A 16,464-nucleotide genomic window follows, 5' to 3' on the forward strand; every position below is an offset into this window, starting at 1 on the left:
TCCTCTCTGTTTGTAGTTTCTTTATTTCAGCATTTTGCAAATTTTATCTTTTATAGAATCATCGGCAAATGCAGTATCAATTGCATTTTTCATCATCTGAAGGATTTCTTCGTCCCGGATTCCATAATTTTTCTGAATAAATTCCAGTTCTTTCGTAAGGCTGGTGTTACTCACCGTTCGGTTATCTGTGTTGACCGATACTTTTAAGCCTGCATCCAGAAATTCCCGCATCGGATATTCCGCCATGCTGTTTACAGATTTGGTCTGTAAATTGCTGATCGGACACATCTCGATACCAATACCTGCTTTTTTGACCATTTTCCGGATCTCCTGGTTGCCACGCATCGCGATCCCATGCCCGATCCTTCCAGCTCCCACGTTTATCGAATCTATGACATTCTGTGGATTTCCACATTCTCCGGCATGGAGTGTAAATGGCATTCCCATCTTCTTTGTCTCTGTAAAAATATCCATAAATTCAGACATCGGATACAATGCTTCTGCTCCTGCAAGATCTGCCGCACAAACTCCGGATCCCAGATATTCTCTTGCCGTCTTGATCATCCGCATATTATCCTCAGTGCTGTGATGCCGCATTGCACAGACAATCACACCATACTCGATTCCAAAATCTTTTTTCCCCTGCTCCATTCCGCTGATTACTGCTTCGATTACCTTCCGGCAGTCCATCTTTTTTGTCTCTGACAGAAGTGGAGCAAAACGGATCTCCGCATAACAGACATTTTCTTCGTTCATCTGGGAGAGCAGATCATACGCAGCTCCGGAAAGTCCCTCTTCATCCATAATACATCTGCCGGGAAGGTCAAATTTTTCCAGATATTCATTCAGACTTGTACAGTTTTCTGAAACACTGAGTTCTTCAGGTCTTACAGTTCTTCCAAGCCTTTTTTCAATAAATGGTCTGCTAAGAGAACCGTCCAGATGACAGTGAAGCTCAATCTTTGGTAATTCTTTCAAGGTTTCCTGTGTCATTTTTCATTCCTTCTCTTTTTCCTTTTCTTCAAAAATCTTCTTTTAGAGTCTGAGTCCTTTCTCATTCTGTAAGATTAGATGGTCCGAAACCTTTTGGCAACATTTCTTTCAAGGTATAGATATCATAATGCTTTGCATCTATTGCAAGAATGATCTGAAATGTCTCCGGATCGCAGAATTCCATCATGACCTGCCTGCATACTCCGCACGGCGGTGCATACTCTGTCACAACACCGCCCTTTCCCCCTACAATACAGATTGCATCAAATTCTTTTACTCCTTCGCTGACTGCCTTGAAAAATGCGGTACGCTCCGCACAGTTTGTCGGTGTATAAGCCGCATTTTCAATATTGCATCCCGTATATATCCGTCCATTCTTTCCAAGCAGCGCAGCTCCCACTTTAAAGTCAGAATAAGGGGTATAAGAATATGCAAGCTGAGAAAGCGCGATTTCTATCATTTTTTTAATTTGTTCTTTTTTCATTCTCTTTTTTCCTGCTTTTTCTTGCTAAATAAGTTCATTCAGAATCGAATGCCCGATCGTTCCTTCCGGCATTTTTACACCAAAATTATCTGTGACCGTTGCCCCGATCACTGCAAAGGTATTTTCCTCCATAATCACGCCACCCTCATCCATCTTTTTGGAATACGCCAAAAACGGTACATATTCCCGTGTATGATCGGTTCCTGTGTAGGTCGGATCGTTTCCATGATCGGCGGTAATAATAAGAAGATCATCCTCCCGCAGATCATCCAGCAAAATTCCAAGATTTTTATCAAATCTCTCAATCTCATGTCCGTAGCCAACCGGATCGCGCCGGTGTCCCCACTGTGCATCAAAATCAACCAGATTTACAAAGCACAGTCCGTCAAAATCTTTTTTGCAAATCTCAATGGTCTGCTCCATTCCATGCACGGAACTGTTGGAATGATACGATTCTGTGATTCCTTCCCCGCAAAAGATATCATGGATCTTTCCGACTGCGATCACATCCTTTCCCGCATCTTTCAGTGCGTCAAGTGCAGTCTTTCCGGTCGGCTCAAGTGCATAATCCCTGCGGTTGCTGGTTCTTTTAAATTCACCTTTTTTCTTTCCTACATACGGTCTTGCAATGACTCGTCCCACGCGCCATTCATCCTTCATCGTGATCTCTCTTGCGATCTCACAACACCGGTACAGATTTGCCAGATCAAATGTCTCTTCATTTCCACAAATCTGCAATACAGAATCCGCAGAGGTATAGACAATCATTGCACCTGTTTCAATTTCTTCTTCCCCAAGTTCTTCAATAATCTTTGTTCCGCTCTCACTACGGTTTCCAATCACTTTTTTCCCACAACGTTTTTCCAGTTCTGCGATCAGTTCCGGTGGAAATCCATGTTCGGTAAAGGTTTTAAATGGTTTTTCTGTATAAATTCCCATCATTTCCCAGTGTCCGGTCATCGTATCTTTTCCGTTACTCGCCTCTTTCAGCCTGGTAATTTTTCCAACCGGATTCTCGATTCCATACATCTTTCCTCCGGTATGCAGATTCAGCATACCAAGCTTCTGAAGATTTGGAATCTCCAGTGTTCCCATTCTGTCTAAAATATGACCAAATGTATCTACATCCCTGTCACCGAATTTCTCAGAATCAGGCATTGCGCCAATTCCGAGCGAATCCAGAACGATCACAAAGATTCGTTTATATATTGTTTCTTTCATTTACCGCTCCTCTTTGATCAACTTTCTGATGGCTTCCACTGCCACCTGTACTGCCATATCTGTATCATGTACTACCGGATTTTCAAGTCCCAGTTTTTCTCTTTCCTGATTTGCCATTACAAGGAAACACGCACCCACGCGTACATGAAGCTTTGCTGCCACAATGTAAAGTGCTGCCGTCTCCATCTCTGATGCCAGACATCCCAGTTTCTTCCAGGCTTCCCATTTATTGATCAGTTCATAACCTGCCGGCATCATCTCCGGCTCATGCTGTCCGTAAAATGCATCTTTTGACTGTACCACTCCGGTATAAAATTCACAGTCCTTTTCCTTCGCAGCACTGACCAGTGCGTTCACCACCATAAGGTCTGCCACTGCCGGATATTCGATCGGCGCATATTCTTTGCTAGTCCCTTCCATTCTGACGGCACCCGTAGCAACTACTATATCCCCACTTTTTACTTCCGGCTGTATCCCACCGCAGGTTCCAATCCGTACAAACGTATCAGCTCCACATCTGGCTAATTCTTCCATCGCAATTGCTGCTGATGGTCCCCCAATTCCGGTAGATGTGACACTTACCTTTACGCCATCTAAAGTTCCTGTATAAGTGATAAATTCCCGGTTATCCGCAATCATCACCGGATCTTCAAAATACTGTGCTATTTTTTTGCAGCGCTTTGGATCTCCCGGGAGAATGACATAACGGCCGACTTCCCCGTTGGCCACCTGAATATGATATTGTCTGCTTATATCCTTTGAATAATTCTTCATCGTATCCACCGCCTCTCTTTTGTTATATTATACTATAAAAGACCAGGAAGTTCACCAACACTTTGTGAAAAGTATTTCCAAATACAGCAAAAAAAGCCTGACCATTCAGACCTTTTCGCATAAGCGAAAATAGGAATCTGAATGGTTCAGACTTTTCCGGGTATCTACAGCAAGATTATTTTGCCAATTTCATCATAATTTCATTACTGCGTTTCACAAATTCTGTCATCTCTTCCGGACTGAGTGGCTTGTGTGCCAGCATTGCCAGGTCATATAACTGATGGCAAAACATTTCTGTATTTTCGCCATCTTTATGTGCTACAACATATTCTACCAGCGGATGATTTGCATTCAGGATCAGGGTTGCATTGGTTCCGAACATAGACGGATCCATGCCTGACATTCCATACATCTTCATCATTTCCTGCATACGGCGTGATTCTTCGGAAAGTGTAATCATAGATGCCACATTTTCATCTTTCATCTTTTCCACTTTTACTTCCAGTTTGTCATTGCCAAGTGCTTTGCGGAAGATTTCGACCAGACTGTCAGTTTTTTCTTTGAATGCTTCTTTTTCTTCTTCAGATACATCTTCTTTGAAGTGATCAGTCAGATCTGCATCGATTCTCTGGAACTTGATATGTTCGTTCTTCTGCTCCATCTGAGTAATAAATGGAGAATCAATATTATGTGACAAGATCACTGCGTCCAGTCCCTCTTTTTTGAACATATTGATATACTGGCTCTGCTGCTGTTCATCTGTTACATAGTAGATTGTTGTCTTCTCTGTTTCTTTCTTTTCTGCTGACTGCTCTGCATTTTCACCCTCGGTCTTTTCCTCCGGTTCTGCTTTTCCGCCGTTTTTTTCGATGCATTCTTTGAGTGTCATATACTTGTGATCCAGGTTCTTGAACAGAACATAATCGCTCATCTTCTCGCAGAATTTTTCATCTTTCAGGCAGCCGAATTTGATAAATGGGCTAATGTCATCCCAGTATTTCTCATAGTTTTCTTTATCTGTCTTGCACATTCCTGAAAGCTTGTCAGCAACTTTCTTGGAAATGTATTCGGAGATCTTCTGTACGAATCCATCATTCTGCAGTGCGCTTCGTGATACGTTAAGCGGCAGATCCGGACAATCAATGACTCCTTTTAATACCATCAGGAATTCCGGAATAACTTCTTTGATATTGTCTGCGATAAATACCTGATTGTTGTACAATTTGATGGTTCCTTCAATGGAATCGTATTCGGTATTGATCTTAGGGAAGTACAGGATACCCTTTAAGTTGAATGGATAATCCATGTTCAGATGAATCCAGAACAGAGGTTCTTTGTAATCCATAAATACTTTCCGGTAGAAATCAATATAATCTTCTTTGCTGCATTCGTTTGGATGCTTTGTCCACAGCGGTGCCGGATCACTGATCGATACCGGGCGTTTCACGATCTTTGCTTTATCGGATGCCGGTGAAACTTCAACCATTTCTTTTTCACCGTTCTCATTTTCTTTTTCTTCCATCTTGGCGTCTTCATGGATATGTTCAACAACCGTATCGGTATCCAGGACTTCATCCTCCGGGATCGTCTCATATTCCGGTTCTGCATTTGCTTTGGATACAAAAATCTCTACCGGCATGAATGAACAGTATTTCTCAAGGACTTCGCGGATTCTGTATTCATTTGAAAATTCTACACAATCTTCGTTCAGGAATAAGGTGATTTCAGAACCAACTTCCTCTTTATCCCCTTCTTCCATCTCATACTCTGTACCGCCTTCACTTACCCAGTGTACCGGTTTTGCACCTTCTTTATAAGAAAGGGTATCAATATGAACTTCATCAGCTACCATGAAGGCAGAGTAGAATCCAAGACCAAAGTGTCCGATCATATCGTCCTCTGTTGTCTTATCTTTGTATTTGTTCAGGAATTCGGTTGCTCCTGAAAATGCGATCTGTGTGATATATTCTTCTACTTCATCAGCAGTCATACCAAGACCATTATCGATGAATTTCAAAGTCTTCTCTTCCGGGTTTACAATAACCTGGATCTTTCCTTTATAATCATCCGGAAGTGTATATTCTCCCATCATGTCCAGCTTCTTTAATTTTGTGATCGCGTCGCATCCATTGGAAACAAGCTCTCTTGCGAAAATATCATGATCAGAATATACCCATTTCTTGATAATCGGGAAAATATTTTCGCTGCTGATTGAAAGACTACCTTTTTTTGCTGCCATTTTTATCACTCCTAAATTTCATATTCTATCTTTTTACGGTTTCAAATACCGTATTTTTCTGTCTATGAAATATCTTAATACCCTGATTTCTAAATGTCAATAGAAAATTAGCACTCTTTTGGTAAGAGTGCTAATAATTCTGTGAAGAATATAAACTTTCTGTGAAATATATTTTCCGATTCTTTGTGTACCGTCTATAAGAAATCTTTGACATACACTTGCAAAAGCTTTTACTCCACGCTCTTCAAAGATTCCACCATATCGATCTTCTTCAGCTTGTAGAACATTACCCAGTTTACAAATAAAGAAAATGCTACAGTAAACAAGAAACTGTACAGATAACTCTGCCAGTGTATCTGACGTCCGAACATCGCCTCTTCCACCTCAACCGTCAGGATGATATACCGGTGAAGCAGATTACCAAGCACCATACCCACAACCGATCCAATGATCGTCAGCAGGATATTCTCTCTGTATACATAAGAGGCAACCTCTCCGTCGTAGAATCCCAGAACCTTCAAGGTTGCAAGCTCTCTCTGACGCTCGGTGATGTTGATATTGTTCAGATTGTACAGTACCACAAATGCCAGCATTCCGGCAGATACGATCAGTACCACGATGACCAGATTCAGGCTTCGCAGCATGTCATCCAGCCTTCCTTCAATACTGCTGGTATAACTTACATTCAGTACTCCATCCATCGACAGAAGCTTTGTTCCGATCTTCTCGATCTGATCATCCTTTCCGTCCTTTACACTGTAGATGATCGTGTTATATTCTGCCGGTACACCATATAATTCCTCGTATTTTTCCGGTGACAGATACAGGTAATGGCTCATATAGTTCTCGCAGATGGCGCCAACCGTCACCGTCTGGTCTCCCCTGTCCTCGTCCTCGATTGTAAGCTCATCTCCCACCTTTACATTCAGAAGGGATGCCATTTTCTCAGTCAGAATCACTTCGTCTTTTTTCAGTGAATAAACCTCGTCCTTATTGGTCCTGCTGTGGAAGCTTAAAAAGTCCTCAATCTTTTCATTATCCGATGGCACCATCAGATAAAGTGTCTTTTTACCGGATGCAGATTTTACATCGGTCTTCTGCATCCGCGCTTCGATCGTCTCTTTTATATCTGCATTCTGATCCAGATAATCATGGAGCTGTTGTCTGTTCTCTTCGGATATGTCGTCACTCATGTAGGTTGCCGCATCATAGAACTGCACCTTCTCATACTGCAGGCTGACGATCTCATAGATACAGTCCTTCAGTCCGAATCCGACTACCATCAGTGCCATACAGCCTCCGATTCCGAAAATGGTCATAAAGAATCGCTTCTTATACCGGATCAGATTCCGCACGGTCGATTTCCATGTAAAATTCAGATGCTTCCAGATAATTCCGATCCGCTCCAGAAGAATCCGCTTCCCCTGCTTCGGTGCTGCCGGACGCATCAGCTCTGCCGGTTCTGCTGCCAGCTCTTTGTAGCAGGATGCGATCGTAGCGATCAGTGTGCAAGCAACTGCGATTCCCGAAGCCTGGAGTGCATAGCTCATATGGTACGGTACCAGGATCGCCGGCAGATGCTTATACAGGATCATATAAGCATAAATAATGATAAACGGCAGGATCTTTTCCCCGGCCAGTACTCCGAAAATACTTCCGCCAAGCGTTGCAATCAGAGCATAACCAATGTATTTCCCTGCAATTGCAGCTTTTCCGTAACCGAGTGCCTTCATCGTTCCGATCTGGACTCTCTGCTCCTCTACCATTCGTGTCATCGTTGTCAGACTGATCAATGCTGCCACCAGGAAAAAGAGTACCGGGAACACTTTTCCAATAGAACGCATGCGGTCTGCATTATCTCCGTATCCTTGATATTCCGTCAGTGCATCCTCTCTCGTCTGCACATACCACTTCGGATTTTCGATTTTTTTGATCTCAGCCTTTGCGTCTGCGATCTGCTGCTTTGCATCCGTCAGCTGCTTCTCTCCATCTGTAATCTTTGCCTGTCCGTCCGTGATCTGTTCTTCCGCTTCTTTTGCTGCCTGCTCATATTCACTCCGGCCATCCGCAAGCTCCTGTTCACCGGATGCAAGTTGTGCTTTACTTGCATTTAAAGTGTCCTCTTTTTCATTCAGAAGTGCCCATGCAGACAGGATCTGTGCTTTTCCGTCCGTAATCTGAGATTTTGTGCTGTCAAGCTGGGATCTGGCTGCTGCGATCTGACTCTTGCCGTCTGTAATCTGTCTGCCTGCACTTAACAGCTCTTCTTCCTGTGCGGCAAGTGTCTGCTCCTGCTGAAGAAGTGCTTTCTCTTTTGCATCCAGATCTGCTTTTTGCTTAGTCAGGCTGGTAATCTGTGCCTCCAGGTCTGCTTCTGTGGCAAAACCTGCCTGGTTCATTTGTAATAACAGTCCGCTCTTTGTAGTTTCAAGCTGTGTCTTCTGCGCCTGCATACCCACAAGCTTTGCTTCCATTCCCTGCCGGACTCCGTTCCAGCTTTCCAGATAAGCTTCCTGCTCTGTAGTTCTTTCTGTTTCCGGAATCTTTGCATATTCCTCATATAATGCAGCTCCGTCTTTTACCTGCGTTTGAACTTCCGCAATTCCGACGTCTAGCTGGCTGATCCCATCTTCGATCCCAGTCAGCCCTTCGCTCAGCTGTGTAAGCGGTGCCAGACCTTCGTCCAGCTGTTTCTTCCCATCTGCAATCTGCGTCCTTCCTGCTGCAATCTGCGCTTTTCCAGCCGTAATGAACGGCATATATTTTGCATAATTGCTCAGATACGTCTGCTCTGCTGCCGCAAGCTCCTGTTCTTTCTGATCCAACTGTGCTTTTCCGGATTCATACTGTGCCTCCGCTGAATCAAGCTGTGCCTGCTTATCATTCAGCTGCGCTTTTGCATCGGCAAGCTGTGTCTCGCCGTCTGCGATCTGCTGCTTTGCATCCGCAAGCTCTGCTTCTCCATCCATAAGCTGCTGCTTTGCTTTTTCCAGTTCTTCGGCTGCCTTGCTTTTCCCACTCTCCAGCTCTTTTTTCGCATCCTCCAGTTCCTGCGATTTTTCATTCACTGTCTTCTCTGAATCAGCAAGCTTTTCATTTGCCTCATCTACGATTTCCTGTTTGCGGACTGCACAGCGTTCTTCTTCGATTGCACTCACGGCTTCCTTTGCTGCATCCGACAGATTATTGTATTCATCCGTAAATGCAGTTTTCTCTTCTGCACCGCTCACCTTCACATAAGCTTCCGTATAAACATCCATGTCAAAAGAAGCTTTATCCACTACAACAAATCCACTGATCTCTCCGGTTCCGATCGTACTGCTTCCTCTTCCAAATGAAATATACAGCGGACTGTTCCCGATCCCGACAATCTTGTATGTATCTGTAACCAGCGAATCCGTCAATGCCTCTCCATCTCCGGAATGGAAAGTTACCGTGTCGCCAACCTTCAGGTCTGTATAGCTCAGAAAATCTTCATCCACCAGACATTCTCCGGCTTTTTCCGGCAGCCTGCCTTTCACAACCGAAACCTGATTAAAATTCTTCTGCATGCTCAGCATATGGACAACCTTTTCATTGTCTCCAACCGGGCAAAGCACGTCTTTGCTGTATCCGCCTTCTACAGCTTCAATTCCCGATACCTTTCCAATCGATTTGATATCCGCTTTGGTAAGTCCCATGGTTCCCATTACCTTCAGATCCATCAGCTCCGAATCATCAAAATACTGATCTGCAGTGATCCGCATACTTGGCTCTGATGCACGGATTCCCGAATAAAATGCGACACCCAATGCCACGATAAAAAAGATTGATACAAACCGTCCCATCGTCTTTTTTATTTCTATTATAAAGTCTTTGCGTAAAATATTTTTCTTCATCGGTCTTTACGTCCACCTACCATTCAATCGTCTCTACCGGAACCGGTCTTTCATTCAGCTTCATGCTTCCGACTTTTCCATTCTTCATTTTAATTACACGATCTGCCATCGGCGTGATCGCTGAGTTGTGTGTGATCAGGATCACTGTCATCCCTCGTTCACGGCACATATCCTGTAAAAGCTTCAATATTGCCTTACCGGTATTGTAATCCAGTGCCCCTGTCGGCTCATCACACAAAAGAAGCTTCGGGTTCTTTGCCAGTGCACGCGCAATCGATACCCTCTGCTGCTCCCCACCGGAAAGCTGTGCCGGGAAATTCTTCATACGGTCTGCCAGTCCCACTTCCCTAAGAACCATCTCCGCATCCAGCGGATCCTTACAGATCTGCAGTGCCAACTCTACATTTTCAAGCGCCGTCAGGTTCGGAATCAAGTTGTAAAACTGGAATACAAATCCAATATCATCCCTTCTATAGGAAGTAAGCTGCCTCGGCGAATACTTTACAATATTCTTTCCATCGATCCAGACCTCTCCACTTGTTGCCGTATCCATTCCCCCCAGAATGTTAAGCACTGTCGTTTTTCCCGCACCACTTGGGCCTACCACAACTGCAAATTCACCTTTTTTTATCTGAAAATCAATTCCATCTGCTGCGGCAATCTCAACTTCACCCATACGGTAAATCTTACGAACATCCCGCATTTCAACAAATTCTTTCATCATCTTTCCCCTTATCTGTAAAATTTTCTGCTTTTTTTAATTTTAACATATTGGAAAAGCAAATCAAATATGAAGTCGTAAGATTATAAAACTTTCACATTTTCCATTTCTCGCACCGTTTTTGGCTATATTGCACAATTTTACAGTATCATTTTTGTAACATTTGTCTTTTCTGCGAATTTACAGAAGAGCATACACATGGTATTATAATATCAAGTTAAGGATAGCACTTAACGAAACCAAATAAGACGTTTTCAGTATTTTGATACTTTTTATTTTCATTTCTCCTTTAATGAAATTACAGAAAAAGAGCTTACGACATTTCCCCCGATCATATGTCGCAAGCTCTTTTTCCATTATCTGAATCTTTCCGGCATTCACAAACAGTATCCTCCTCTGTTTTTCCCACCCTGCTTCCGGAATATACTTTCAAAAATTACAGTTTTCCTTGTAACTTTCTGTAACTTCTTGTTAATTATTAGACATTATATATTTTTACCGTTAAAATTTCCTTTTTTTACATTCTTTTGTCAATCTTGTTTTGCACTTCGTTATTTTGCACAATTTTATTTTAACTTTGCAGTTCTTTTAGTTTTTTTTGCGAATATACAAAACTCCCTGCAAATGCTATTATAAAAACAAGTTAAGGATAACACTTAACCGAACAAAAATAAGACGTTTTCAGTATTTTGATACTTTTTATTTTCATTTCTCCTTTAATGAAATTATTGGAAAAAGAGTTTACGACATTTCCCCCGATCATATGTCGTAAGCTCTTTTTCTATTTCAGAATTTTCATATCGGTCTCCTCATGTTCGAAAAATTTTTTATATTGACATTTATAATAAGCATTCATAATTCCTTCTTGAAAACACATTTGTTCTTATAGAAAAATCATTTGCACTCATTTTTTTTGCATTTATGCAAATTTTATTATCAATTTCCAAATTCAAAATAACCTTTTGTATAAATTGATTTTACCCCTGTTATTTTGCACAATTTTATTTTTCAAAGCTTTTTTCTTTTGTTTTTTTTGCGAATATACAAATTCCAAGCCTCTTGGTATTATAATATCAGCTTGAAGATAACAACTAGATAAGAATTCCTCGGTGGGGCGGCATCTTAGTCAGTCACAATTGCCCCACTTGATTAGGAATCAAAACCAAATAAGACGTTTTCAGTATTTTGATACTTTTTATTTTCATTTCTCCTTTAATGAAATTACAGAAAAAAGAGTTTACGACATTTCCCCCGATCATATGTCGTAAGCTCTTTTTTCATTCTACCCAACTCTTTTTCCATATATATTTTGCAGGATAAAAATCCCACTTTATTCCATCCGCTAACTAAATTATCCAAAACTTCTTTCTTATAAACTTTTACCACGTTTCCAGGCGTCAGCATTCATTTTTCCGCCTCTCTTCTGTAGATCGCTACATGTTCTGTCAAAAGAAAATGGAAATGTCAACACGGCATTTCCATTTTCTTTCAAAGCTATTTTTCTGTCTTTATACATTTTCTTGCAAGAATACAGATCACAATGGTAATGACCATATCCGGGAGTGTATTTCCAAGCGGAATATCCACATTCATCAGAATACGGTAAAGTATAAAACCGATCACCCAGATTACACCATTCATAACATCCAGAGATACTTCCAGGCTGTCCTTTCTCTTCAGAATGAAGAAATCCGCAATCTGGATTGCGATCATCGGCGCGAATACAGAACCGATCAGGTACAGGAAATCGGTAATGTTGTCCATCGGATAAATGATTGCTCCGATCATTCCGATCACAGTTACAACAATTGCTGCATATTTCCCATTGATTTTTGAAAATACTGACTCTGACGAAATTCCTGCTGAGTAAGCATCCAGGAAGGTTGTCGTAACGGTAGAAAATACAATGATCAGAAGTCCTGCTATTCCAAGTCCAGCTTTTACCATGATACTTGCAATATCAGACTCTCCTGTGTAAATTGCAGCGTTCATACCGATCACGTACATCCAACAACTGACAACTCCATAAACAACGGTGCTGACTGCGGTTGCTTTTACCGGTTCTTTTGCTTCTCTTGTATAGTCACTGATCAGTGGCAACCAGGAAAGTGGCATGGCAACAGAAAGCTCTACTGCTGCACCAAACGTCATGGCATCTCCGCCTGCGCCTGCTACCGATCCGTCACCAAAGATCACTCTGCTGAGTACCAGTGTCAGGATAAATAAAGCAGCCATTGCAACCGTATTGATCTTGCCAAGATTTGTGATTCCGATCACAATCCATAAGATGATCAGTGCACCGATCACCAGACACCATACCCATCTGCCGGTATGAAGAACACCATTTGCTGCAAGTGCCCCATCATAAATCATAATCGCTGTCCAGCCAACCAGCTGCAGCACATTCAGGAAGGAGAAGAAGATTCCTCCCTTCTCGCCAAAACTCATTTTTACTGTTTCCATTGCACTTCGTCTGGTCTTTCCACCAATTACTCCGGCAAGGAAAAGCATCATACATCCTATGATATGACCAATAATAATCGCCAGAACTCCTTTTCCGAATCCAAGCGGCGCAAAGTAAGTACCGGTCAGGATCTCTGCAAGGGACACGCCTGCCCCAAACCAGATCAGTCCATTTTCAAAGATAGAGGTTCTCTTTTCATTCATACTTCTATTCCTCCACTTTGCTTTCTGTATATTCATTTTTAATTGCAAATCCGTGATTCATCGGACCACTGCCTTTACCAAGATCCAGCATTGCTGCAAGTGCTCCGGAAATATATTTCTTCGCACGTTCTACTGACTCATCCAAATCATATTCTTTTGCAAGATTTGATGCGATCGCACTGGATAAAGTACATCCTGTTCCGTGCGTGTTCGGATTGTCGATCCGCTCTCCGTAGAACCACTTATATCCACCATCTCTCCACAGCAGATCATTGGCATCGTTCAGTTGATGTCCGCCCTTACAAAGAACTGCACAGTGATATTTGGTGCCGATCTCTTCTGCTGCTCTTATCATATCCGCCTGCGACTGGATTTTCATACCTGCAAGCACTTCTGCTTCCGGGATATTCGGAGTCAGAACGGTTGCCATCGGAAGCAGGCAGCTCTTCAGCGCATCAATCGCTTCCTCGCTGATCAGTCTTGCTCCACTTGTTGCTACCATAACCGGATCAACTACAATATTTTTCGCATCATATTCTTTTAATTTGTCTGCGATCTTTGTGATCAGACCACTTGAAGATACCATTCCAATCTTCACTGCATCCGGGTAAATATCCGTGAAAATATTATCCAGCTGTTCTCCTAGGAATTCCGGCGTTACCTCCATAATTCCGGTAACTCCGGTTGTATTCTGTGCAGTAAGAGCCGTAATTGCGCTCATAGCATAGACTCCGTTACTGATCATTGTTTTGATATCTGCCTGGATACCTGCTCCTCCGCTTGAATCGCTTCCTGCAATTGTAAGTGCTGTTCTCATTTGACTCTCTTCCTCTCTTTTTCCATAATTGTCCTAAATATTTTGTATAAAAAGAATGTGCCTTGGCACATTCTCGCGCCGAGTACGGTCGCTTGCGACATTCTTCATCTTCGTGCGAGTGCGCATCTCCGGCACGCAGTGCCTTTTATTTCATAGGAAGTTCCTTCGGAATTTCCTATGAAATAAAAGAAACACCTGTCATGCACAAGTGTCTCTGAAAAAATCAATATGACTTCCTGCGACGGCATGATCCGTATCAGGTAAAAAGGGGACGATGCTCTTTTGCTTCCTCTCAGTCTGTCTTTCACCGGCTCCCCCGTCTTTATTATTCTGTCTCTCCAAGTGTTGTCTGCTTTGTAACTCCTGTTAGACTCTCTCTGGTTCTGGATAAGCCTCTCCAAAAGTTTCAACAGTCACTTTTTTCATCTTCTGTTCTTCCAGCGGTCTGTCACTGTAGTCTGTTGCCGTCTCAGCAATTTTATTTACAACATCCATACCTTCTGTAACTTTACCAAAAGCTGCATATGCGCCGTCAAGATGTGGTGAAGTCTTATGCATGATGAAAAACTGTGATCCTGCCGAATCCGGATGCATTGCACGCGCCATAGAAAGAACGCCCGGTTCATGCTTCAGATCATTTGCAAAACCGTTCTGCTTAAATTCTCCTTTGATACTGTATCCAGGGCCACCCATTCCGGTTCCATCCGGGCATCCACCCTGGATCATGAATCCACTGATGACACGGTGGAAGATCAGTCCATCATAAAATCCCTTATTTACAAGAGATACAAAGTTATTTACTGTATTCGGTGCGATTTCCGGATATAATTCCGCTTTGATCACATCGCCATTTGCCATTTCAAATGTTACTACTGGATTTGCCATTTTATACAATCTCCTTTTCATTGATTTCTCTACCTATTGTAACGGAACTTTTCCCGTCCGTAAATAGTTTTTAGAAAGTCTTTATACATTTTCCAGACGATATCCGATCACCAGAAACCAGTGCCAGATAAAATCCTCAAACTTCTCTTTATTCTTATGCCGGAGCATCAGATGCTTTCTCCTCCGGTTTCAGTGTCGATAAAAACACAGCAGCCAGAATGATAACACCACCAAGGCACTCTCTGAAACTTGGAACTTCTTTCAGAAACAGAAATGCGCTTAAAGTCCCATACACCGGTTCCAGTCCGGATAAAATTCCGGCAATCCTTACCTTCACAGTCCGAAGTCCACTGATAAATAAAGAATGTGCAACTGCTGTAAAAATAATTCCAAGCATCATCAATACGCCTGCATCTGCAAGTGTAATCACCGGCTTCAACACAAACATCATCGGGATCAACACGATCGTTGCAGTTCCCTGTTCATAAAGCGACACCAGTGTTGCCGGATATCTGCTGGAAAAACGGCGATTCATCAGTGACAATATTGCATAGGTAAATGCACTCAGAAGTCCCCACAGAACTCCCTGTGTAATCTGATTATCCATCTGAAATGCGGGTACGATAAAGAATACTCCGACCAGCATCATCAGTGTACAAAACACATCCGATTTCTTCAGTTTTTCATGGAACAGGTATGGCTCCAGAAAAATAACAAATATCGGAAAAGTTGATACCGTAAGCGTACCAACTGCAACCGTCGAACTCTGGATCGACTGCATATAACTACTCCAGTGTATTGCTAAAACTGCACCTGCTCCGACCATCCACAAATAATCACTTTTCTCCTCCAGGCGAATTTTCTGCTTTTTTAAACGCAGAAAAATCCAGAGGAAAATAGATGAAAAAAATACCCTTCCAAGCACGATGATCACTGCAGGCAGATCTACCAGCTTGGCAAACAGTCCGACAAAACCAAACAATGCCACAGCAACATGTACTGAAATTAAACCTTTTCTCTGACTCTCTTTCATATGAAAACCTTTCTCTATTCAGGCTGATCTACCCGGAAATGTTCCATTAAAATCGGCATATATTCCTTACTGTATTCTCCAAGCGAATAATTTCCCCTATTCAGACACCAGTCTGATACCAGTGCCCGCTCACAGAGTGAATAATACTTGGTAATCTCCTGGATACTCTTCTCTCTGCTGATCTGATTTCGCACATGCCCCTCTTCTATGATCCTGCTGATCAGCTTGTAATAAGTACGGTTCTGATCCAGAAGATTCCTGTCTCCCTTGGCAATCAATTGTGTTGAATATAAGGATGATAACAATGCTACATCAATCTTTTGCTCCATAAATGAATGCGACCGGTAATTGAGATACATCAGTTTATCAAAACTGTTCATTTCCGGATCCAGTTCATCTTCAAGCTTTGCATAATTCTCATCCAGAATAGTTGACAATGTATCAAGCAAAGAATCTTTGCTGCTGAAATAATAATAGAACGATCCTTTTGATGTCTCAGAAAGACGAATGATATCATCTACTGTTGTATCATCATATCCTTTTTCATAGAACAATTCCCATGCGGCATCTACAATCCGCCGCTTTACATTCTGTTTTGCTGCCATCTATCTACCTCCTATGGTATCATGTTCCACGCGGAGCGTTTTTTATTATCAGGAAAGACCTTTCTTAATAGATAAAAAAAGACCGGCTGCGTCATACGCCCCGGTCCTTCTCAGGTTTACGTGGACATGTTTTTCCCCGTAAACAAG

At 42.3% G+C, this 16,464-nt stretch carries 12 protein-coding genes and 1 riboswitch; all 12 genes read right to left on the reverse strand.

Annotated features, from left to right (window positions below; genetic code table 11):
- Positions 1-21: 21 nt before the first annotated feature.
- On the reverse strand, positions 22-993 hold the full coding sequence (gene add, locus NQ556_RS11800; RefSeq protein ID WP_022220844.1) for an adenosine deaminase: 972 nt from the start codon (positions 991-993) through the stop codon (positions 22-24).
- Between the two features lie 61 nt (positions 994-1,054).
- Positions 1,055-1,477, reverse strand: coding sequence for a cytidine deaminase (locus tag NQ556_RS11805; protein ID WP_022220843.1), 423 nt, complete (start codon positions 1,475-1,477; stop codon positions 1,055-1,057).
- A 24-nt stretch (positions 1,478-1,501) separates the two neighbouring features.
- The gene (locus tag NQ556_RS11810) at positions 1,502-2,698 is read right to left on the reverse strand and encodes a phosphopentomutase (protein ID WP_022220842.1); all 1,197 of its coding nucleotides are present in this window, start codon (positions 2,696-2,698) and stop codon (positions 1,502-1,504) included.
- Entirely contained in the window at positions 2,699-3,472 is a 774-nt protein-coding gene (gene udp / locus NQ556_RS11815; RefSeq protein WP_022220841.1) for a uridine phosphorylase, read from the reverse strand.
- Positions 3,473-3,647: 175 nt separating this feature from the next.
- A complete protein-coding gene (gene htpG / locus NQ556_RS11820) occupies positions 3,648-5,711 on the reverse strand; it encodes a molecular chaperone HtpG (RefSeq protein WP_022220840.1) in 2,064 nt (687 codons plus the stop codon).
- A gap of 230 nt (positions 5,712-5,941) precedes the next feature.
- Positions 5,942-9,589, reverse strand: coding sequence for an FtsX-like permease family protein (locus NQ556_RS11825; protein WP_195196562.1), 3,648 nt, complete (start codon positions 9,587-9,589; stop codon positions 5,942-5,944).
- A 16-nt stretch (positions 9,590-9,605) separates the two neighbouring features.
- Positions 9,606-10,310: an ABC transporter ATP-binding protein gene (locus tag NQ556_RS11830; RefSeq protein WP_022220838.1), complete on the reverse strand. Its 705-nt coding sequence runs from the start codon at positions 10,308-10,310 to the stop codon at positions 9,606-9,608.
- 1,494 nt (positions 10,311-11,804) lie between these two features.
- On the reverse strand, positions 11,805-12,977 hold the full coding sequence (gene cytX, locus NQ556_RS11835; protein WP_022220836.1) for a putative hydroxymethylpyrimidine transporter CytX: 1,173 nt from the start codon (positions 12,975-12,977) through the stop codon (positions 11,805-11,807).
- A 4-nt stretch (positions 12,978-12,981) separates the two neighbouring features.
- A complete protein-coding gene (thiD, locus tag NQ556_RS11840; RefSeq protein ID WP_022220835.1) occupies positions 12,982-13,794 on the reverse strand; it encodes a bifunctional hydroxymethylpyrimidine kinase/phosphomethylpyrimidine kinase in 813 nt (270 codons plus the stop codon).
- A 216-nt stretch (positions 13,795-14,010) separates the two neighbouring features.
- A riboswitch (TPP riboswitch) is annotated at positions 14,011-14,122 on the reverse strand.
- 38 nt (positions 14,123-14,160) lie between these two features.
- On the reverse strand, positions 14,161-14,679 hold the full coding sequence (locus NQ556_RS11845) for a peptidylprolyl isomerase (protein ID WP_022220834.1): 519 nt from the start codon (positions 14,677-14,679) through the stop codon (positions 14,161-14,163).
- Between the two features lie 154 nt (positions 14,680-14,833).
- Positions 14,834-15,712 carry a DMT family transporter gene (locus NQ556_RS11850; protein ID WP_022220833.1) on the reverse strand — a complete coding sequence of 293 codons (879 nt, stop codon included), beginning with the start codon at positions 15,710-15,712 and terminating at the stop codon, positions 14,834-14,836.
- A 14-nt stretch (positions 15,713-15,726) separates the two neighbouring features.
- Positions 15,727-16,317: a TetR/AcrR family transcriptional regulator gene (locus NQ556_RS11855; RefSeq protein ID WP_022220832.1), complete on the reverse strand. Its 591-nt coding sequence runs from the start codon at positions 16,315-16,317 to the stop codon at positions 15,727-15,729.
- Positions 16,318-16,464 lie beyond the last annotated feature (147 nt).

This window comes from Coprococcus comes ATCC 27758, assembly GCF_025149785.1.
Lineage (GTDB): Bacteria > Bacillota > Clostridia > Lachnospirales > Lachnospiraceae > Allocoprococcus > Allocoprococcus comes.